12 protein-coding genes and 3 pseudogenes are annotated in these 19,360 nt (G+C 62.3%); 8 read left to right on the top strand and 7 right to left on the bottom strand.

The genetic code is table 11. The features are described 5' to 3' along the window. Nucleotides 1–30 precede the first annotated feature (30 nt). Nucleotides 31–1,050 (top strand): acyltransferase family protein, encoded by a 1,020-nt coding sequence (locus tag ACZ9EJ_RS09085; RefSeq protein WP_046641429.1) that lies wholly within the window; start codon nucleotides 31–33, stop codon nucleotides 1,048–1,050. Between the two features lie 211 nt (nucleotides 1,051–1,261). On the opposite strand, the gene ACZ9EJ_RS09080 is transcribed toward ACZ9EJ_RS09085, so the two are convergent. After that, entirely contained in the window at nucleotides 1,262–2,206 is a 945-nt protein-coding gene (locus ACZ9EJ_RS09080; protein ID WP_052764652.1) for a hypothetical protein, read from the bottom strand. A gap of 107 nt (nucleotides 2,207–2,313) precedes the next feature. Here ACZ9EJ_RS09080 and ACZ9EJ_RS09075 point away from each other — a divergent pair. Beyond that, nucleotides 2,314–2,503, top strand: a pseudogene (locus ACZ9EJ_RS09075) (IS5/IS1182 family transposase); the annotation flags it as partial. Nucleotides 2,504–2,516: 13 nt separating this feature from the next. On the opposite strand, the pseudogene mazG reads toward ACZ9EJ_RS09075, so the two are convergent. Continuing rightward, nucleotides 2,517–3,351: pseudogene (gene mazG, locus ACZ9EJ_RS09070) on the bottom strand (nucleoside triphosphate pyrophosphohydrolase). Between the two features lie 26 nt (nucleotides 3,352–3,377). Continuing rightward, nucleotides 3,378–3,956: a deaminase gene (locus ACZ9EJ_RS09065; RefSeq protein WP_046630549.1), complete on the bottom strand. Its 579-nt coding sequence runs from the start codon at nucleotides 3,954–3,956 to the stop codon at nucleotides 3,378–3,380. A gap of 236 nt (nucleotides 3,957–4,192) precedes the next feature. Here ACZ9EJ_RS09065 and cysG point away from each other — a divergent pair. From cysG to ACZ9EJ_RS09040, 5 genes and pseudogenes are all read left to right on the top strand, one after another. Next, nucleotides 4,193–5,672 (top strand): annotated as a pseudogene (gene cysG, locus ACZ9EJ_RS09060) (siroheme synthase CysG). After that, nucleotides 5,669–5,983, top strand: a complete 315-nt coding sequence (locus tag ACZ9EJ_RS09055) for a DUF2849 domain-containing protein (RefSeq protein WP_046641432.1) — start codon at nucleotides 5,669–5,671, stop codon at nucleotides 5,981–5,983. The pseudogene cysG and the gene ACZ9EJ_RS09055 overlap by 4 nt, the downstream one beginning before the upstream one ends. A gap of 7 nt (nucleotides 5,984–5,990) precedes the next feature. Continuing rightward, a complete protein-coding gene (locus ACZ9EJ_RS09050) occupies nucleotides 5,991–7,664 on the top strand; it encodes a nitrite/sulfite reductase (protein WP_046641433.1) in 1,674 nt (557 codons plus the stop codon). Further along, nucleotides 7,664–8,173: a DUF934 domain-containing protein gene (locus tag ACZ9EJ_RS09045; RefSeq protein ID WP_046641434.1), complete on the top strand. Its 510-nt coding sequence runs from the start codon at nucleotides 7,664–7,666 to the stop codon at nucleotides 8,171–8,173. Before ACZ9EJ_RS09050 ends, ACZ9EJ_RS09045 begins: the two co-directional genes overlap by 1 nt. A 148-nt stretch (nucleotides 8,174–8,321) precedes the next feature. Continuing rightward, on the top strand, nucleotides 8,322–9,149 hold the full coding sequence (locus ACZ9EJ_RS09040; protein ID WP_046641435.1) for a ferredoxin--NADP reductase: 828 nt from the start codon (nucleotides 8,322–8,324) through the stop codon (nucleotides 9,147–9,149). A gap of 224 nt (nucleotides 9,150–9,373) precedes the next feature. On the opposite strand, the gene ACZ9EJ_RS09035 is transcribed toward ACZ9EJ_RS09040, so the two are convergent. The 4 genes from ACZ9EJ_RS09035 to ACZ9EJ_RS09020 all read right to left on the bottom strand — a co-directional run bounded on the left by ACZ9EJ_RS09035 (nucleotide 9,374) and on the right by ACZ9EJ_RS09020 (nucleotide 17,549). Next, nucleotides 9,374–9,763, bottom strand: a complete 390-nt coding sequence (locus tag ACZ9EJ_RS09035; RefSeq protein WP_046641436.1) for a hypothetical protein — start codon at nucleotides 9,761–9,763, stop codon at nucleotides 9,374–9,376. Nucleotides 9,764–10,632: 869 nt separating this feature from the next. Continuing rightward, on the bottom strand, nucleotides 10,633–11,073 hold the full coding sequence (locus ACZ9EJ_RS09030; RefSeq protein WP_046641437.1) for a DUF3828 domain-containing protein: 441 nt from the start codon (nucleotides 11,071–11,073) through the stop codon (nucleotides 10,633–10,635). 1,255 nt (nucleotides 11,074–12,328) lie between these two features. After that, on the bottom strand, nucleotides 12,329–15,451 hold the full coding sequence (uvrB, locus tag ACZ9EJ_RS09025; RefSeq protein ID WP_046641439.1) for an excinuclease ABC subunit UvrB: 3,123 nt from the start codon (nucleotides 15,449–15,451) through the stop codon (nucleotides 12,329–12,331). A 103-nt stretch (nucleotides 15,452–15,554) separates the two neighbouring features. Further along, a complete protein-coding gene (locus tag ACZ9EJ_RS09020) occupies nucleotides 15,555–17,549 on the bottom strand; it encodes a putative bifunctional diguanylate cyclase/phosphodiesterase (RefSeq protein ID WP_046641440.1) in 1,995 nt (664 codons plus the stop codon). Nucleotides 17,550–17,884: 335 nt separating this feature from the next. Here ACZ9EJ_RS09020 and ACZ9EJ_RS09015 point away from each other — a divergent pair, with 335 nt between their 5' ends. Then, a complete protein-coding gene (locus ACZ9EJ_RS09015; RefSeq protein WP_046630527.1) occupies nucleotides 17,885–19,357 on the top strand; it encodes a DUF1800 domain-containing protein in 1,473 nt (490 codons plus the stop codon). The last annotated feature ends 3 nt before the right edge of the window (nucleotides 19,358–19,360 follow it).

Raw genomic sequence — 19,360 nt, 5'->3', positions numbered from 1 at the left:
CATTCACCGGCCGGCAACAGGGGTGGCGCAATGATGCAGAGTCGGCCGCACGAAGAGACCGGAAAGCACCTGGACTATCTCGATGGATGGCGAGGTATTGCGGTCATCTGCGTGATCGTCGGCCATTTCTGGCTCGATGATTTCTGGCCGGGGGCCAGTACGTTCGGGGTCGACCTGTTCTTTGTTCTGTCCGGCCGGCTGATGTCGGAAATCCTGTTCGTCAGGCGGGCAGAATTGCCGACCTTCTTCTTCAGGCGTTTCTCGCGAATTTATCCGGCACTCTTCGCATTCGTCGTCATCACCACGCTTGCCTTCCAGGGCACCGGGATCTCGCACGGCCCTGTCGCGGCGGTGCTGGCCCTGACGTTCACGCTCAACTACGCCATGGTGTATACGCATCCGGTGGCACTGCTTGATCACCTCTGGTCGCTCTGCGTTGAGGAACATGCCTATATTCTTCTGGCCGGTATCGCGTTCCTGTCCCGCCGCTGGCTGCTTCCGGTCGCCGCTCTCATCATCGCGCTTGGCACTGCTGCCATGCTGAACGGCATCATCCGCACCGAACTCGGCGCCAGCGTTCTTTATACCCACTGGCGCAGCGACGTCTCCGTTGCCGGCATATTCATCGCTGGCGGTCTCTGGCTGTTCCTGCGCAACCGCCAGGCTCCCTGGTGGGTGTCGCCGCTGGCGCTGCTGATCGCGGTCGCGGCGAAAGGGATGCCATTCCAGGTCCTCTCCTTCGGTCTGTCGACCGCCATGCTGGCACTATCGATCACCACGATCGACAGCGCGGCGCCGGTTTTCCGCAAGCTGCTGTCGACCAAGGTGCTCACCTATGCCGGACTGTGGTCCTTCTCGCTTTATCTGTGGCAGCAGCCCTTCTACAAGCTCTACCGCGAAGGCGCGGCGCCGACCCCTGTGTTGCTTCTGGCTGCATTGGCAACCGCGCTGGCGAGCTTCTACCTCGTGGAGAAGCCCTCACGGAAGGCGCTCAACCGCCTTTTCGAAGGCCGGGCGGCAAAACTCGCGGCCATCGAGCGGATAGCCTGATAACTCGGCACTCCGTTCTGCGCTGCGGCTGACGCCAATTCTTCGGGATCGGGAGCGGCTGACACGCCGGCCGCTTGTGGGATGGATATACCCCCAGGGGGCGTGGACTCCTAAAGGTACACGGACGCAGGAAATGCAGTTTCCTGCGATCTAGAATCAGACGCCGCATGGACCTTGGCTAAAGTGCGAAGATCACGTTCGAAGACAGTCTTCAAGCACCAGCACCCGGGAACATTCCGGGCAAATACGTTCCGTCTTCCTGAAGCTCCATGGACCGTTCCTGAAGCCAGAAGAGATATTCGGTGGCCGAGGTCGTCGTTCTGTCGCCATAGCCTGCCTGAAACGGATATTTGTCCGCCTCGCCGCTGCGGATCAGCAGGCTAATATAGTCGATCCGGGGTCTGATATCTTCTTTGAGGAGGGCCGCAACGTTGGCCTCATTGATAACGTCGTTCTTCACGACGGGGGCGTAGAGATCGGGATTTGTTTTGCTCTGCGCCCGCAGGTCGGCAAGCTCCTGCGCTGCATTCGTCTTGAGTGCCGAGAGATCGGCCAACATTTCCGCGGTTGGCTCGATTAGAATGCCCCTTGCTATGAGCTCCTCTCTCGACAGGGCAAAAACCCAGCCCACCCCCTGCGGTCCCGGTTTCCATATTTCCGGATCAGGCGTCCAGCCGGAATGATCCTGGTTTTTCAGCTCCTCGATCGTAACGAAATTGACCTGCATTTCTCTTCTGGTGCGCATTCTCTGTTGCGCAAGCCGTTCACTCACCAAGCCGTCCAATTGGCCACTCGCTTCCAGGGATCGCGCGAGCTTCAGCTTCTCCTCATCGGACCAGGGCCCGGGCGCCACGAGGGCCGCCTTGGCCTTCAGAGCTTCTTCCGGATCGTCGATACCCTCCCGCAATCGCGCTTTGAGGACTTCCGCCGTTTCGATCCGCTGTTCGTCCGCAACGAGTTCCTCCTCGCTGTAGCGATTAAATGCCGCCTCCATGAGGGCGGCTTTCAGCTCGTTCTGCGAGGCACCGTTCGCGATAGCAGCACTGACTTTCTGATCTCTTTCTTCGCGAGATTGAGCGGAAGCGGACGGTGGCGTCGAACGCAGGTTCTGCCGATAATCGGTCGTCGCTGTAAACAAACCTGTCAAGGCAACCAATGGATCCTCCTGCGTGAAATGGTGGCGCCGGTGATTCCAGCGCCACTACCCTAGATGGAAACAACTTGCGCGAGACTTGACGCCATTTCCCGTTGCCGTGCGGATTCCTTCCGAATAACCCATCACGCGCCCAGAAATATCCGGTCGACAAACAACTTTATGCCCAATGCCACCCGATCGAATGCTGCTTGTCCAAGCTCAAACAGTTTCGCCGCGTTGCCACGAGATATGATAAAGACTGCCCGTAACTATCGAGCCGCGATCGCGCTCGCCGTAACAATCTTATGGGTCAAATAAAGCTCCACATCTCCTAGCCGATCTGCCGCTCGATCGCCTTTGCCGCCTGCCAGAGCTCTTCCATGCGCTCCAGGGTTGCCTCTTCCAGCGTCTGACTCGACTTTTCAAGCGACGTCTCGATGTAATTGAATCGCCGCCTGAATTTCGTATTGGTGCCGCGCAGCGATTCTTCCGGGTCGGCCTTCACATGCCGGCCGATATTGACCAGAGCGAAGATCAGGTCGCCGAGTTCGTCCGAGATCTTGCCTTGGTTTCCGTCGCGCAGCGCCTCGCGCAGTTCGCCGACCTCTTCCTCGATCTTGTCGAGGATGGGCTCGGCCTCCGACCAGTCGAAGCCGACCTTCGCGCGCCCGCTGCTGCAGCTTCAGCGCTTCGGTCAGCGCCGGCTGGGCGCGGTGCACGCTGCCGAGATAACCAGCCTTGAAATCTTCGGTAATCCCCCGCCGTGCCCGCCGTTCTGCCCGCTCGCGCTTCTCTTCCGTCTTGATGTCGTCCCACTGCACTTTCACCGCATCCGGCGTCGCGGCATCCGAAACGGCAAAGACATGCGGGTGCCGGCGGATCATCTTCCTGGTGATCGCCTGCACCACGTCACCGAAGGCGAATTCGCCGGCTTCCTCGGCCATGCGGGCATGAAAGACGACCTGCAGCAGCAGGTCGCCCAGTTCCTCGCAAAGGTCGTCCATATCGTTGCGCTCGATCGCATCGGCCACCTCATAGGCCTCCTCGATCGTATAGGGCTTGATGGTCGCAAAATTCTGCTCGAGGTCCCAGGGGCAGCCGGTGACCGGCGTGCGCAGCGCCGCCATGATCTCGATCAGCCGCGAAATATCCTTCGATGCTTCCATCTTCTTGGTCCTTCAATGTCGGAATGTCAGGCGAGCGGAATGCTGTTCTTGTCCTTGGACGACTGGTAGACGCCGGAAAGCCCGTCATAGCGCGCCTTGATACGGGTCGTCTGCGCCTTGAGCGCGGTGCGAAGCGGCTCTTCCTCGCTCTCGACGAGGTCGGCAATGGCGTAGGAATGCCAGAAGGCATTGTTGCGCCGGTAGCCGCCGGGCTCCAGCCCGAACACCTCTTTGAGGATCTTCAGGTCATGCGGAATGGCGAAGGCGTCGCGCGAATCCTCGTGGCTGAAAAAATAGTAGAAATTGTCGAACCCGGCCCAGGTGATTGCCGACATGCACATCGTACATGGTTCGTGAGTCGACAGGAAAATCAGATCCTTGGTGGGAAGATCTCGCGTGGTTTCATAGAAGCGCTTCAGCGTGTGCACCTCTCCATGCCACAGCGGATTTTCGAGCTCGTTGTTGGTTTCGGCAATCACCAGCGACAGATCGGATTTCTTGAGGATCGCCGCGCCGAAAACCTTGTTGCCGGTGGCAACGCCCTTTTCCGTGAGGGGCAATATGTCGTTTTCGATGACGTCGAGAAGGCGGGCGGCGATTGTCATGGGAACTCTTTGTTGCAAGGTGTCTAGGCAGTTTATGGCGCGGAACGAGGGGATCGAGGCAAAAAAACACTTTAGTCTACAGAAATACTAGAGAAATATCGTTCGCGGTGGCTTTTGCTCAAGAACCGGTTGATCGTAAAACAGAAATACCGGCTCGCAATCCAGTTCGAATATCCATTCCTTCAATTCCGATGCGTTATTGTGGATATTGCTGTCATATGATTCAGGATATGCGCATGTCTCCAAGCCAACAACGCCTGTCGGTCTTTCCGGCTTTCTTCCGCGTCAGCGGACGGAGCGTTGTCGTGTTTGGCAATGGTGACGAAGCCTATGCCAAGGCCCGGCTACTGCGCAACACCGATGCGGACATCGTCGCTTGCGCCTCCGCACCGGATCAGGACTACGCCGACTGGCTGGCCGCTCAGGGCATAGAGATCGTTCATTCGGATTTCTCGCCGGATCAGGTCTCAAATCAGATCAAGGACGCGGTGATGGTGTTCGCCGCGACCGGCGATGCCGCGCTGGATCGTGCGATTGTCACTGCCGCCCGCGCCGAAAAAGTGCCCGCCAATGCCGTCGATCAGCCGGATTTCTGCGATTTCTATACACCGGCACTCGTCAACCGAGCACCGGTCGCCATCGCCATCGGCACGGAAGGTGCCGGTCCGGTGCTCGCCCAGATGATCCGCGCCCGCATCGACCAGATGCTGTCTCCGTCGCTCGGTGCGCTGGCGCGCCTCGCCGCGGAGTATCGCGATGCCGCCGAACGGCTGGTGCCGCGCGGCGTATCGCGCCGCATCTTCTGGCGCCGCTTTTTCTCGGCCGATGTCGCAAGCGCCGTCGATGCCAACGATATGGCCGCCGCCCGCCGCTCGGCCAATGCGCTGCTGTCGACCACCGGTCGCGTCGCGGGCCATGTCTGGCTGGTCGGCGCCGGTCCGGGCGCCGAGGATCTTTTGACGCTGCGGGCCCAGCGCGTGCTGATGGAAGCCGACGCGATCGTCTATGACGCGTTGGTGCCGCAGGCGATCGTCGACATGGGCCGTCGCGACGCCGAGCGCCTGTCGGTCGGCAAGCGCAAGAACTGCCATTCGAAGTCCCAGGACGAGATCAACAAGCTGCTGGTCAGGCTCGGCCGCGAAGGCAAGCGTGTCGTGCGCCTGAAGTCCGGCGACCCGCTGGTCTATGGCCGCGCCGGCGAGGAAATGGCGGCACTGCGCGACGCCGGGGTCACTTACGAGATTGTACCGGGCATCACCTCCGCCTTTGCCGCCGCTGCCGATTTCGACCTGCCGCTGACGCTGCGCGGCGTTGCCTCGTCGCTGATCTTCACCACCGGCCATGACCTGACCGGCGATGTCCTGCCCGATTGGGCGAGCCTTGCGATCTCCGGCGGCGACGATCGCCGTCTATATGGGCCGCACGGTTGCCGCCTCGGTCGCCGAACGCCTGATGGGCGCCGGCCTTGCGCCGGAAACCACGGTCGCCGTGATCGAGAATGCCAGCCGCCCCGACCGCCGGCTTTTCCACGGCGTCCTGCGCGAGTTGCCGGACCTGGAAGCGCGCGACGATCTTTCCGGCCCGGTCATGGTGATCATCGGCGAAGCCGTCGCCGGTGCGAATTTCAACAAGTCCGAACCGCTTTCGGCTTTCAAAGCCAGGGTGCGCGAGGACATGAGCCAGGAAGTAGGCCAGGAAATAGGAATGCAAGGATGACCGACAAGGTTCTGACCGCCAACCGCCTGTCCGACGGCATCGCCGTCTGGCTCGACGCGAACGGCCACTGGGTGGAAAACCTGCAGGACGCGATCGTCGCCCGCCATGCGGAGGCCGTGGCCTCGCTGGAGGCGATCGGCAAGCGCGATTTTGCCGAGAACCGGGTGGTTGACGTTGCCGTCGTCGACGTGCAGGAGCAGGACGGCAAGCTCTGGCCTCTGCGCCTTCGCGAACGTATTCGTGCCCAGGGCCCGACCATGGAATATGCTGCCGGCTACCGTCCCGCCGACCCGGCCTTCATCGCAGTTTGAGGAAGTCATGTACCGTTACGACGAATTCGACCACGCTTTTGTTTCGAGCCGCGTGGAGCAGTTCCGCGATCAGGTCGGCCGCCGCCTCGCCGGTGAGCTGGCCGAGGATGCTTTCAAGCCGCTGCGCCTGATGAACGGCGTCTACCTCCAACTGCACGCCTACATGCTGCGCGTCGCGATCCCTTATGGGACGCTGAACGGCAAGCAGATGCGGATGCTCGCCCATATTGCCCGCAAATACGACCGCGGGTACGGGCATTTCACCACACGCCAGAACATCCAGTACAACTGGCCGAAACTCTCCGACACGCCGGATATCCTGGCCGAGCTCGCCAGCGTCGAGATGCATGCGCTGCAGACGTCGGGCAACTGCATCCGCAACGTCACCGCCGACCATTTCGCCGGTGCTGCCGCCGATGAGGTTGCCGATCCGCGGCCTTACGCCGAAATCCTGCGCCAGTGGTCCTCGGTCCATCCGGAATTTTCCTTCCTGCCCAGAAAATTCAAGATCGCCGTCACCGGCGCCGAGCGCGACCGTGCCGCGATCCAGGTGCATGATATCGGCCTGCACCTGAAGAAGAACGAGGACGGCCAGATCGGCTTTGCCGTCTATGTCGGCGGCGGGCAGGGGCGCACCCCGATGATCGCCCGGAAGATCAAGGATTTCCTCCCCGAGGAAGACCTGCTCTCCTACACGACCGCGATCATGCGCGTGTACAATCTGCACGGCCGTCGCGACAACAAGTACAAGGCGCGTATCAAGATCCTCGTGCATGAGACCGGTGCCGAGGAATTGGCCCGCCAGGTGGAGGAGGAATTCTCCCATCTGCAGGGCACCGAGCTGAAGCTGCCGGAGAAGGACATCCAGGCGATCACCGCCTATTTCGCGCCGCCGGCCTTGGTCGATCGGGCCGAAGGCTGGCCGCAGCTCGCCGGCTGGAAGAAGACCGACGAGAACTTCGCCCGCTGGGTCGACCAGAACGTGCAACCGCACAAGCATCCCGACTACGGCATGGTGACGATATCCCTTAAACCCATCGGCGGCATTCCGGGCGATGCCTCCGACGTGCAGATGGACGCGATCGCCGATCTGGCGGAGGAATTCGCCTTCGACGAGATCCGCATCAGCCACGAGCAGAACGTCATCCTGCCGCATGTGGCGCTGGCCGATCTCGAGCCGCTCTACCGCGCGCTGGTGGCACAGAACCTCGCGACCGCCAATGCCGGGCTGATCACCGATATCATTGCCTGTCCGGGGCTCGACTATTGCGCACTGGCGAACGCCCGTTCGATCCCGCTTGCGCAGGAAATCTCCTCCCGGTTCGGTGCGGCCGAGCGCCAGGCCGAGATCGGCGAGCTGAAGATCAAGATCTCCGGCTGCATCAATGCCTGCGGCCATCACCATGTCGGGCATATCGGCCTGCTGGGCGTCGAGAAGAAGGGCGCCGAGCTCTACCAGATCACGCTCGGCGGTTCCGGCGACGAGAACACCTCGATCGGCGAGATCATCGGTCGCGGCTTCGAGCCGAACAAGGTGACCGATGCGGTGGAAACCATCGTCGACACCTATCTCGGCCTTCGCACCTCGAAGGAAGAAACCTTCCTCGAAGCCTATCGCCGCGTCGGGCCGCAGCCTTTCAAGGAAGCGCTCTATGGCGGTGCTGCGGCGGAGGCGGCGTGATGACCAGACTTTGGAGAGAAACCGGCTTCGTCGAGAACGACCCCTGGGTGATCGAGACCGAGGAGGTGAAGGCGACCGAGGACCAGAAGGCGCTGCTGCCGCTCGACGAGATGATCGCGCGGGCCGAGGAGAGCAACGATGTCGGCCTCGGCGTGCTGATCCGGCCGGCGGACGACGTGCGCAAGCTCGAACCCTATCTCTACCGCATCGAGATCGTCGCGGTGGATTTCCCGGCCTTCAACGACGGCCGCGCCTTCAGCCATGCCTCGCTGCTGCGCGACCGGCTCGGCTACAGGAACGAGCTGCGGGCGGTCGGCGACGTGCTGATCGACCAGGTGCCGCTGATGCTGCGCTGTGGCATAGACAGCTTTTCGGTGAAGAACGCCACGGCGCTGAAGCGGCTCGAGGAGGGCCGGCTGCCGGGCATCGCCGAGCACTACCAGCCGACGGCCCGCGACGCCGAAAAGGGCGAGGGCTATAGCTGGCGCCGCCGCACCGTGACCGCCTGAGGCCGGGGAACGACCGGCCGAAAGGTGAATTTCCCGCACGTATTTTCCTGAAGCTCTGCGACAAAGGCACGCGGATGCCTTCAAATGCGGGGCCATATGGTATATTTCGCTTCTGCGAAAAAACGACGAGACGAAGAGACCGATAGGCATGAACGCTCCAGCAAAGACGGAAGAATTCGCAGTGGCCCAGGTTCAGGCAAAGATTCCGGACGGCGTTTATGCCGAGACGGTGCTCGCCGTCGAGCATTATACCGACCGCCTGTTTCGCTTCCGCATGACCCGTCCGGCCGGTTTCCGCTTCCGTTCGGGCGAGTTCGCGATGATCGGGCTGATGGTCGGCGACAAGCCGGTCTACCGCGCCTATTCGATCGCCAGCCCCGCCTGGGACGAGGAGCTGGAATTTTTCTCGATCAAGGTGCCGGACGGTCCGCTGACCTCGCATCTGCAGGCGATCAAGCCGGGCGACACGGTGCTGATGCGCAAGAAGCCGACCGGCACGCTGGTGCTCGACGCGCTGACGCCCGGCAAGCGGCTCTACATGTTCTCGACCGGCACCGGAATCGCGCCCTTCGCCAGCCTTATCCGCGACCCCGAGACCTACGAAAAATTCGACGAGGTCATCCTCACCCATACCTGCCGCGACGTCGCCGAGCTGAAATACGGTTTCGACCTCATTGAGGAGATCCGCAACCACGAATTTCTGGCGGAACTGGTCGGCGACAAGCTCAAGCATTACCCGACCGTGACCCGTGAGGAATTCTCCCACAAGGGCCGCATCACCGACCTGATGGCGAACGGCAAACTGTTCACCGACCTGGGTGTCCCGGCGCTCGACCCCGCCGTCGACCGCGGCATGATCTGCGGCTCGACCGCGATGCTGAAGGACACCAAGGACCTGCTCGAAAAGGCCGGCCTCGTCGAAGGATCGAACAACAAGCCCGGCGAATTCGTCATCGAAAGGGCGTTTGTGGGGTGAGAGGCGACGGCCTGCGGCCGGCAAAACGCTCCAGTGGAGCGTTTTGAGCCTCGAACGCCGCGAGCCAAAGCGAGCGGCCGGGCAGGACGCGACGGCCTTTGGCTGGCAAATCGATCCAGTGAATCGATTGCAGCGAGGAACGCCGCGAGCCAAAGCGAGCGGCCGGGGGCGGTGCGGCATGTTCAACCCCGTTGCACCATTTCCACATCCCCCGACATTCCTGATCATTCGCCCTCCGGCGGCGGCAGCTTTTCCCGCTCGCGCCGATAGGCGTTCCAGCGTCTGCGATCCGTTTTCGAAACGGCGGCGCGGGCGATCTCGACGCCGGCATCCTCCAGCGCCCGCCAGCCGGGCCGGCGCGAGGCGAACATCAGGCCGTTTCGGCCGAGGTGATCGCGGGCGCCGCGTGCCTCATCGTAGACCACATCGAAAACCTGGCGCTGCGCGGCGTCCAGGTTCTGCAGGCAGCAGGGTTCGTTGTTCGATCTGAAATGCCAGTAGCAGGCATTCCGGCGGCGGCATGAACGCCGGCGGCAGGCCATGTGGGGCAGGGCGAGCATTTCGGCGGTGCGGGCGGCGAGATAGGTTTCGATGGGCGGCTTTTCGTAAGGCATGGTAACTCCTTGGCGATCCTAGATTTTCTTTTCGTCATCCTCGGGCGAGCAAAGCGAGACCCGAGGATCGGACGGGGCGCTGAAAGCTGCCTCGTAAGGTAAGTAATAAGTGACACCTCTCAGCGCCTCGTTCGGCTGTTTATGCCCGCGACTTCGGCCCCTCTGCCGTGGCCTTCCCGGACGATGTTCGTCTGACCCGTGGCGCCCGTCCGAACCGAGTTATCGGCAAGGCTTCCACAGGTCTCCGCCGGTTTCTCCGATTCCCTCGGGTTAATCCCGAGGGTCGGTCGGACTTGTCAAAGCCCGGCGAAACCATCCGGTTTGCCACCCTGTGTGCCGCACAGGCACGCCCGGCGCGCTGTTTCGGGCTTCAAGAGACGAAGGCTCGGTCCGTTTGCCTTCGTCTCTCCCCGTGTCGCCGGAGGGAGACCATTTTCCGCGAACCCCGAATGGAAGGACTTACGTCGTTTCCTGCCACCCGGCGCCGGCCCCGCCTCGCCGGCACGCCTGCCGGTGTATCCGCGACGGAACGGGGGGATTTTAGGCGCGGGTTGGGAGGGCGGGGATGAGAGAGGGCGGAGATTTTAGGTAAGGCGTTGAAAGGGTTGGAGGAGGTGTCCGGGAGCATCCCCGCTTAGGGGCAGGGTTGACGTTTTCCACCGTCATCCTCGGGCTTGACCCGAGGATCCAGTCGCTGTGCCGTCGCACGGCGACACCCCTTCTATCAGGCGTCGTGTCCGGGAGAGTCTCCCGCGCCGCCGACGCGGCGCTGCTGGATCCTCGGGTCGAGCCCGAAGATGACGGAGGAGAAATGCTGTCCCAAAAGAAAGACAGAGGGCGAGTCGCCCGCCGCGTAAAAACCCCGCCCCCTATTGCCCCAAAAGCTCCCGAAGGCTCCAGGGGTCGTCGCCGGACTGGTCGGCGATGTCGTCCACCTTCCAGCCGCCATTTTCGCGCACCAGCGTGTAGAAGAGCGTCGCCGAGCGTTTGCCGTTGCGGAAGGACACTTCCAGCTCGGCCGTGTCGCCGAGGATGATCGGCGGGGAAAGCCGGACATTGCTGGCGACGCCATCCTGCCCGGCAAGGATAGGATCGAAATCCACCGCCTCGCCATTCGCCGCCAGGCTCTCGTTGAGCGCCTCGGAGAAATAGGCGGAATAGGGCGAGGGCGCATCGTCCTCGGCCGGGTCGATCGTGTCGGCATAGAGGGATTTGATCAGCGCCTGCGGGGAAGCGTAGTTCCGCGCCTCGGCGCCGGTTGCGGCCAGCAGGGGGAAGAGCAGGGCGAAGAGGAGGGCCGGCATGCGCATGGGTGAGTCGTCCCCGGTTGGATGTGAGGAGATGCTTATGCGAGGGAGGGGTGGAAGGATAGGGGGTGGGGAGGTGTCTGAGGGAGACAATTTTTGCATTGGGCGTCGGAAATTTTCCCGTATGGGTAGCGCATTCGGGGTAAATCTGATTATTTGGCGTCAGTAAGTGCCTATTATTTGAAAGGGAGAAATATTAATGGGCAGCGGGTTCCGAATTACAAGCGAAGCAGAGCTTTCTGAAGCGGTACTTAGAATACTAAAGGAAGTCCCGAAAGGGCAGGCACCTTATAGTTACTTGATTTCCGAAATACCTAAAATATTGGAGCTTACGACTGCGGATCGAGCTCCGTCTATCAAGCGTCCCTTAGAGCAAATGTGGGAGCAACGTGTTCGCAATATTCGGTCGCATAGAGGAGTCGACGGAAACTATATAACTAACGGTCTACTTAGGGGAATTAAAGGTGGCCTTCAGATTACGGAAGCAGGATTGAAGCATCTTGAGAAAAAGCATTAGAATAATCGTTAGGCTTTTCAAGGGATTTCCGACAGGGTGGGACCCAAGTTAGCTTCGAGGCACAGAGCTCCGTGTTCTTAATCCAGACAAACCAGGCATATCCAGTTGCCGTTGAGGCTTTCGGGTCTACGCGCCCTTTGACCATCGGGACTCTCTCAGAGAACTGAGCGAATAGGGTGGGAGGAGTGTTGCTGAATATGCTTTCATACCGCCCAACGCTTTCAAGGAAGACAGTTCGCGCTAATATTGCGACTCCGTGTCTAGCCACGGACATTGCCCGTTCGAAAAACTCTTCAGCCAATCGGAATGGGGGGTTGGTAATAACCCAATCATGTGAAAGTGCTTCATAAGGGTATGTTAGGAAGTCACGCACGCGCGCAAATCCGTATGGATACGCGTCCGCAGAGTCCACATCGCTAAAATATTCTTGCAACGGGCGCGTCATATATCCTCTTCCCGCCGCAGGTTCTAAACATGTCATTCCAGCCACCTTATCGGTTCCAATGACATGCTCAACTAACGCGCGCGTTGCCCACGGAGGAGTAGGGAAGTCGTCGGGGCTATCCTTGGCCTCGAAGCGTTGAGCCATAACAGCATGAGATGTATTCTGCATATGAAGCTCCGCAATTTAAAGTAAGCTATCTTTCGAAGCTTGAGTGTGGCTGTCGGCGTCATTTGAGTCAAACTTATGGCCCAGACTGAACTCCGAAGCCTAAGAGAAGCTACTTCGTAAGCGGAACACTACCGCCCCGGCCGCCCGGTCTTCCCCTTCGTCCGGCTCTTCCGCTTCTGCTCGCCAGCATCCTCATAACTTCCCGCGCCGACCTTGCCGCGCACGAGGGGGCGGGGGTCGTCGGTGGATCCTCGGGTCAAGCCCAAGGATGACGACGGAGAGGACGAAGATGACGGCGTTGAGGTTGCGGATGACGGCGGCGGCGATGACGGTTTTGGCGGCAGCTTGCCGGTGACCGGTTTTTCGGTGCGGCCGACGGTCATTTCGTCGAGGTCGTTCTTGCGGAACAGCGATCCTCGGGCCTGACCCGAGGATGAGGGCTCGGCGATGTCGCGGCCCATGTCGGAACGGTCCGGCTTACGGAAGAGCGGCGTCGCGGTGTCGGTGCCCGGGCCCATGTCGTCGAGGCCGGGTTTGGCGAAGAGGGAGGTCGAGGGTGTGGATTCCCCCTCATCCGCCCTGCGGGCACCTTCTCCCCGCTGGGGAGAAGGAGACTCGCGGCGGGCTTTTGCTCCGCCTTTGCCGTTTCCAGCTTTGCCGTTGCCACTCTTGCCATTGCCGCCTTCGACGGCGCGGGCCTCGTCGCGGGCGATCGGGTCGTCCATGACGGCGAGTTCGGCGGCCTTGAGGCGTTTGATTTCGTCGCGCAGGCGGGCGGCCTTTTCGAAGTCGAGGTCGGCGGCGGCGTCGCGCATCGATTTTTCGAGCGCGTTGAGATGGGCCTGCAGATTGTTGCCGACCAGGTGGCCGCCATCCGCAAAACCCTTGCCGGAGACGCCTGAAATGTCGGCGCGGACGTGGTCGCGTTCGTAGACCGAGTCGAGGATGTCGGAGATTCGTGCCTTTACCGATTCCGGCGTGATGCCGTTGGCGGTGTTGTATTCCATCTGCTTTTCGCGGCGGCGGGCGGTTTCGTCCATGGCGCGCTGCATCGAGCCGGTGATCTTGTCGGCATAGAGGATGACCTTGCCGTCGACGTTACGCGCCGCACGCCCGATGGTCTGGATGAGCGACGTTTCCGAGCGCAAAAAACCTTCCTTGTCGGCGTCGAGGATGGCGACGAAGGCGCATTCGGGAATGTCGAGGCCCTCGCGCAGAAGGTTGATGCCGACCAGCACGTCGAAGGCGCCGAGGCGCAGGTCGCGGATGATCTCGATGCGCTCCAGCGTGTCGATGTCCGAATGCATGTAGCGGACGCGCACGCCCTGTTCGTGCAGGTATTCGGTCAAATCTTCGGCCATGCGCTTGGTGAGCACCGTACACAGCGTCCGGTACCCCTTGGCGGCGGTCTCGCGGATTTCGCCGAGCACGTCGTCGACCTGGGAGCGGGCGGAACGGACTTCCACCGGCGGGTCGATCAGGCCGGTCGGGCGGATCACCTGTTCGGCGAAGACGCCGCCGGACTGTTCCATCTCCCAGTTGCCGGGCGTCGCCGAGACGGCGACGGTGAGCGGGCGCATCGCATCCCATTCCTCGAAGCGCAGCGGCCGGTTGTCCATGCAGGAGGGTAGGCGGAAACCGTATTCGGCGAGCGTCGCCTTGCGGCGGAAGTCGCCCCGGTACATGCCGCCGATCTGGCTGACGGAGACATGGCTTTCGTCGATGAACAGCAGGGCGTTGTCGGGAATGTATTCGAACAGGGTCGGCGGCGGCTCGCCGGGATTGCGGCCGGTCAGGTAACGCGAATAGTTCTCGATGCCGGCGCAGGAGCCGGTCGCCTCCAGCATCTCGATATCGTAGCGGGTGCGCTGCTCCAGTCGCTGGGCTTCGAGCAGGCGGCCGCCCTTTTCGAGCTCGGCGAGGCGCAGCTTCAGCTCTTCCTTGATCGCCTTGATGGCGCCGTTCAGCGTCGGGCGCGGGGTGACGTAATGCGAATTGGCGTAGATCTTGACCGATTTCAGGTCGCCGGTCTTCTGGCCGGTGAGCGGGTCGAACTCGGTGATCGCGTCGATCTCGTCGCCGAACATCGAGATGCGCCAGGCGGCATCTTCCAGGTGGGCCGGGAAGATTTCGATCGTATCGCCGCGCACGCGAAACGAGCCGCGCACGAAATTGATGTCCTGGCGCTTGTATTGCTGGGCCACCAAGTCTGCCAACAATTGACGTTGATCCAATCGATCGCCGACCGACATCTGGAAGGTCATCGCCGTATAGGTCTCGACCGAGCCGATACCGTAGATGCAGGAAACCGAGGCGACGATGATGCAGTCGTCGCGCTCGAGCAGCGAACGGGTGGCCGAGTGGCGCATCCGGTCGATCTGTTCGTTGATCGAGGATTCCTTCTCGATGAACGTGTCGGAGCGCGGCACATAGGCTTCCGGCTGGTAATAGTCGTAATAGGAGACGAAATATTCGACCGCGTTGTCCGGGAAGAAGTTCTTGAACTCGGAATAGAGCTGCGCCGCCAGCGTCTTGTTGGGCGCCAGGATCACGGCCGGGCGCTGGGTCGCCTCGATCACCTTGGCCATGGTGAAGGTTTTTCCCGAGCCGGTGACGCCGAGCAGGACCTGGGAGCGCTCGCCGGAATTGATGCCCTCGACGAGGTCGCGGATGGCGGTCGGCTGGTCGCCGGCAGGCTCGTAGTCGGAGGCCATGCGGATGGTGACGCCGCCCTCGGATTTTTCCGGCCGGGCGGGGCGATGCGGCGTCCACAGCTTGCCGTCCTTGAACAGCGGATTGCCGCTCTCGATCAGCGCCGACAGGGCCTCGACGGTGGCGGTGACCGAACCAGCGGCCAGGGTCTCGGCGTCCTCCAGCGACGTGTCCATGCCGGCGACCGGGTTGAGGCCGGCGCGGGCGCGCGTCTTCGGATCGGAGGAGGCGCCGATCGACACGCCGCGGGCGGTCTTCGAGGCGGTAGTGTTCTTGGCCGTGGTCGGCGCCGCCTTAGCGGCCTTGATGGCTTCCTCGCGCGCCGCGATCTCTATTCTCTTGCGGTGTTTTCCCGCCTTGGAGGCGATCTCGCGCTGCGTCTCGACGCCGGAGGCTTCCGCCTCGGCTTCCAGCTGCTTCACCCAGTCGGAGACGCTGCCTTGCAGTGGCGCGCCCTCGAACGACGATTGCGGGGCTTCCTCGAAACCGTTGTGATTGTCCGGGTTCGAGGCGGGCGATTTTTTCGGTGATCTGGCCATGCCGCGAATATGGAGAGAGTCATCGCGAAAGTGAAGAGGGGCAGGTCACAAAACGAGTACAAAAGGGAAACGGATTTTTGGGGCGCGGGAGGAGGTGGAAGGTTTACGCCACCTGGCGCTGGGTGGTGGCGCGGCGGCATTCGATCCAGCCGGGGATGCGTTCGGCCGGCATCGGGCGGCCGAAGAAATAGCCCTGGGCGAACTGGCAGCCGAGCGCTTTCAGCGCATTGGCCTCTTCCTCGCTCTCGACGCCTTCGACCACCACTTCCATCGACAATGCCCGGCCGAGGCCGACCATGGCGCCGACGATCTCCTGGTTCTGGCGGCTGAGATGCACGCCGGTGATGAAGCGCCGGTCGAGCTTCAGCCGGTCGACCTTGAGCGCCACGAGATAGGCAAGCGAGGAATGGCCGGCGCCAAAGTCGTCGACGGCGAGCTTGTAGCCGGAACGCTCGATGCGCTTCAGCTGCTCGCCGGCGACCAGCGTATCGAGGATCGCCTCCTCGGTGATCTCGATCTCGAACAGCGCCGGATCGATGCCGTGGGCGGCGGTGATGCGGTCGAGTACGTCGGTGACCGAATAGAGGTCGAACTCGCGCGGCGAGACGTTGATCGCGACGGTCGCGCGCGGCAGGCCGAGCGCGGGCAGGCGGGCCAGCAGGCCGCAGGCCGCTTCGGCGATGGTCGCGGTCAGCCGGTCGGCAAGATTGCCTGCCTGCGCGGCGGCGACGATTTCCGGCGGCGCGATCGGCCCGAGATAGGGATGGTGCCAGCGCACCAGCGCCTCGAAACCGGTGATCTGCTGGGAGGCGAGGTCGATCTGCGGCTGGAACCAGGCCTCGACGTCGCCGGCGGCAAGTGCGTCTGCGAGTTCCTGCTCGATCTGGTTCTGACGGTCGGCCTGGGAGCGGAAGGCGGGCTCGAATTCGCGCCACTGGCGCCGGCCGCCGTCCTTGGCCCTGTAGAGCGCCATGTCGGCACTGATGAACAGGTCTTCCGCCGTATCCGCATGCAGGGGAAAGAGCGCCAGGCCGATCGACGTGCCGACGACGGTCGGCTGGCCCTCGAGCATGACCGGCTGGCGGCTGTGCTCGAGAATGCGCCTCGCCAAATCCCGGGCAGTTCCGGCGGCATCTGCGCCGCCGAGGATGATCGCGAACTCGTCGCCGCCGAGCCGGGCGATGGTGCCCTTGCCGTCGATCGCCGAGCGCAGCCGATCGCTGACCTCGACGAGCAGGGCGTCGCCGGCGCTGTGACCGAGCGTATCGTTGACCGTCTTGAAGCGGTCGAGGTCGAGGATGAGGAGGGCCAGTTGCTCTTCCGTGGCGCGGGCGGCGGAAATCCCCGCATCGAGGGCGGTATTGAAGGCGGCACGGTTGGCAAGCCCGGTCAGCGGATCGCAATTAGCCAGCACTTCCAGCCGGTAGTTGGCGCGCAGGATGTCTGAGTTGGCGCAGGAGAGGGAATCGGCAAGCGCCGTCGCCTTCAGTTTGCCGAGCACGTTGCCGACGAAGGTCGCCTCGCTGGTGCGGCTGCTGCGGATCAGCACCAGCGTCAGCGCCACGACGTCGATGGTGAGCAGCCAGCCGCCGGCGCCGCCGCTGGCGGCAAGCGACACCATCACCGAGATGTTGGGCGGTATTGCGAAGGCGAGGGAAACCGGGTTGTGGCCGACGCCCATGAGCACCGCGCCGGTCGCCATGCCGCACATGATCAGATAGAGGCCGCTATCTCCGCCAAGCGCATGGAAATCGGGTACGGTCAGCGGAAGAGCGGCCCAGGCGAGGCCGCTGACGAGTGCCCCGAAGGTCAGCACGTCCAGTGCCTGTTGCGGAGCATGTTCGACCGTTTCCCAACGCGCCAGGATCCAGGCCAGGACGATGCGCAGGACCAGGCTTGCGATCACCGCCATGAACCAGAGGGTGGCCGGAAAGGTCAGGCCACGGTCGATCGTGGTGACGAAAAGTGCCGAAGCGGATATCGCGGCATTGGTAGCGAGCGTCGAGGCCAGGCGTTCGAGCATGGTCGAAGCTTGTGCCCGCTTCACGTCCAGTGCGAGGGCCGGGTCGACTTGACCTGTTCTGAGTTCGGCTTCCATCGATCTGCTTGGGCTGGAGTTCCGGATCAATGCCGACACTATCGAACGACGGCGATAAGAAAGTCTTGCTTTCGGGAGATCTTCCTCAAGCCGACCGATTTATCCTAAATGAATAGGTAATCGTCCGCCGTCTGCGCCTCAATATTGTGCGAATGCCTCCGAGTTGTTCCGAGGCTAGGGAAGATCCTGCAATAAACCCGATTTTTCGCGCCCCGCTGGAACTTCCCGGCCGGTCGTGAATTACAAATTGTCCATGTCACGAAATGGCCGCAATTCCTTTTGGTTTCCAACACATTTTTTCGGGACTCTGAGGGGGTCCAAAGAGGAGTGATTCAATGGCTCTTCCCACCCCGACCCTGGCCGCCATACGATACGGTTATGGTCTTCGCCCCGGCGAAGAGCCGCCCCGCGATGTCGAGGCACTGCTGGGACAGATCGAGGAAGGGGCTTCCGGAAAGCCCCGTTTTCCGCGCGAGGGTATAGCTGGCCGGCTAGACACGGCAACCCGTGTCGTTTCGCTCCTCGCCGCCGAGGCGAAAGCGCGCAGGGCCGGCAATCCGAACGAAGACGTCCGCAAGGCGACCCAGGGCGAGGCGCGGCGCATCTACCGGCAGGATGCGATGGCGCGACTTGCCCAGGCGATCCATTCTCCGCTCGGCTTCTATGAGCGCCTTGCGAGCTTCTGGGTCGACCATTTTTCGACCAGCGTGATGAAGTCGCTGCCGATGCGGATGATCGTGCCGCTCTACGAGGCGCAGGCGATCCGCCCCAATCTCGGCGGCTCCTTCATCAAGCTGCTGTCCGCCGCCATCCTGCATCCGGCCATGCTGATCTATCTCGACCAGGACCAGAGCGTCGGACCCGATTCCGTCGCCGCCCGCAAGAACGGGCGCGGGCTCAATGAAAACCTCGGCCGCGAGCTGCTCGAACTCCACACCCTGGGCGCCGGCAGCGGTTATACCCAGGAGGACGTGCGGGCCGCCGCGCTGATCCTGACGGGACTTTCCGTCGATGATCGCGCCATGCAGGTCGTCTATCAGCCCCGGTTCGCCGAGGCGGGACCCGTCGACCTGCTCGGCCGGACCTATCGCGACGACGAGGGCGACGGTCAGGACCATGTCCTGATGCTCGAAGACCTGGCCGCCAATCCGAAGACCGCGCAGCATATCTGCGGCAAGCTCGTCCGCCATTTCATTGCCGACGACGCGCCCGCGGAGATGGTCGAGGCGATGGTTGCGGCCTGGACGAAGAGCCGCGGCGATCTGACCGAGGTTTATCGCGCCATGCTCGCGCATCCGCGTGCCTGGTCGGATCCCGGCCGGAAGATCAAGCAGCCGTTCGAATTCGTGGTCTCCGGTTTCCGCGCGCTCGATCTGCCGGAGAAGAATTTCGGCAATCTGCTGCGCGACATGGATGACGGCGACGAAGACGAGGGTCCGGTCCAGAAGGCCATGGACCTGGCCGGCATGGCGGCGAGGGAAGACACCAAGAAGAAGGCGGGGCGCGCCAATGCCCTGACGCTCGGCGCGCTGCAGCGCATGGGCCAACCGATCTGGCAGCCGCCGAGCCCCGCAGGTTTTGCGGATGAAACGAGCGTATGGCTGACCCCCAGCCAGCTCAGCGAGCGGATTTCGTGGTCGCGAATGGTCGCGCGTATCTTCGGGCAGAAGATGGAGCCATCCGTTTTCCTTCAGGCCGCACTTGCCGATGCCGCCCATCCCGAAACCGCGAGGGTCATCGCGCAGGCGCCCAACAAGGTTCACGGCATCACGATGGTGCTGGCGTCCCCTGAATTCAACAGGAGATAGGAA

The organism is Neorhizobium sp. USDA 3394, from assembly GCF_056280385.1.
The sequence above is the reverse complement of the archived record's forward strand: the minus strand, read 5'-3'. Positions and strand labels throughout refer to the sequence as shown.

What these genes read in the sequence shown, in the direction of transcription:
- ACZ9EJ_RS09020 (WP_046641440.1), bottom strand. Translation starts at nt 17,549, where the DNA reads ATGGAAGCCGAACTCAGAACAGGTCAAGTCGACCCGGCCCTCGCACTG.
- ACZ9EJ_RS09045 (WP_046641434.1), top strand. Translation starts at nt 7,664, where the DNA reads ATGACCAGACTTTGGAGAGAAACCGGCTTCGTCGAGAACGACCCCTGG.
- ACZ9EJ_RS09030 (WP_046641437.1), bottom strand. Translation starts at nt 11,073, where the DNA reads ATGCGCATGCCGGCCCTCCTCTTCGCCCTGCTCTTCCCCCTGCTGGCC.
- ACZ9EJ_RS09055 (WP_046641432.1), top strand. Translation starts at nt 5,669, where the DNA reads ATGACCGACAAGGTTCTGACCGCCAACCGCCTGTCCGACGGCATCGCC.
- uvrB (WP_046641439.1), bottom strand. Translation starts at nt 15,451, where the DNA reads ATGGCCAGATCACCGAAAAAATCGCCCGCCTCGAACCCGGACAATCAC.
- ACZ9EJ_RS09015 (WP_046630527.1), top strand. Translation starts at nt 17,885, where the DNA reads ATGGCTCTTCCCACCCCGACCCTGGCCGCCATACGATACGGTTATGGT.
- ACZ9EJ_RS09065 (WP_046630549.1), bottom strand. Translation starts at nt 3,956, where the DNA reads ATGACAATCGCCGCCCGCCTTCTCGACGTCATCGAAAACGACATATTG.
- ACZ9EJ_RS09035 (WP_046641436.1), bottom strand. Translation starts at nt 9,763, where the DNA reads ATGCCTTACGAAAAGCCGCCCATCGAAACCTATCTCGCCGCCCGCACC.
- ACZ9EJ_RS09040 (WP_046641435.1), top strand. Translation starts at nt 8,322, where the DNA reads ATGAACGCTCCAGCAAAGACGGAAGAATTCGCAGTGGCCCAGGTTCAG.
- ACZ9EJ_RS09085 (WP_046641429.1), top strand. Translation starts at nt 31, where the DNA reads ATGATGCAGAGTCGGCCGCACGAAGAGACCGGAAAGCACCTGGACTAT.
- ACZ9EJ_RS09050 (WP_046641433.1), top strand. Translation starts at nt 5,991, where the DNA reads ATGTACCGTTACGACGAATTCGACCACGCTTTTGTTTCGAGCCGCGTG.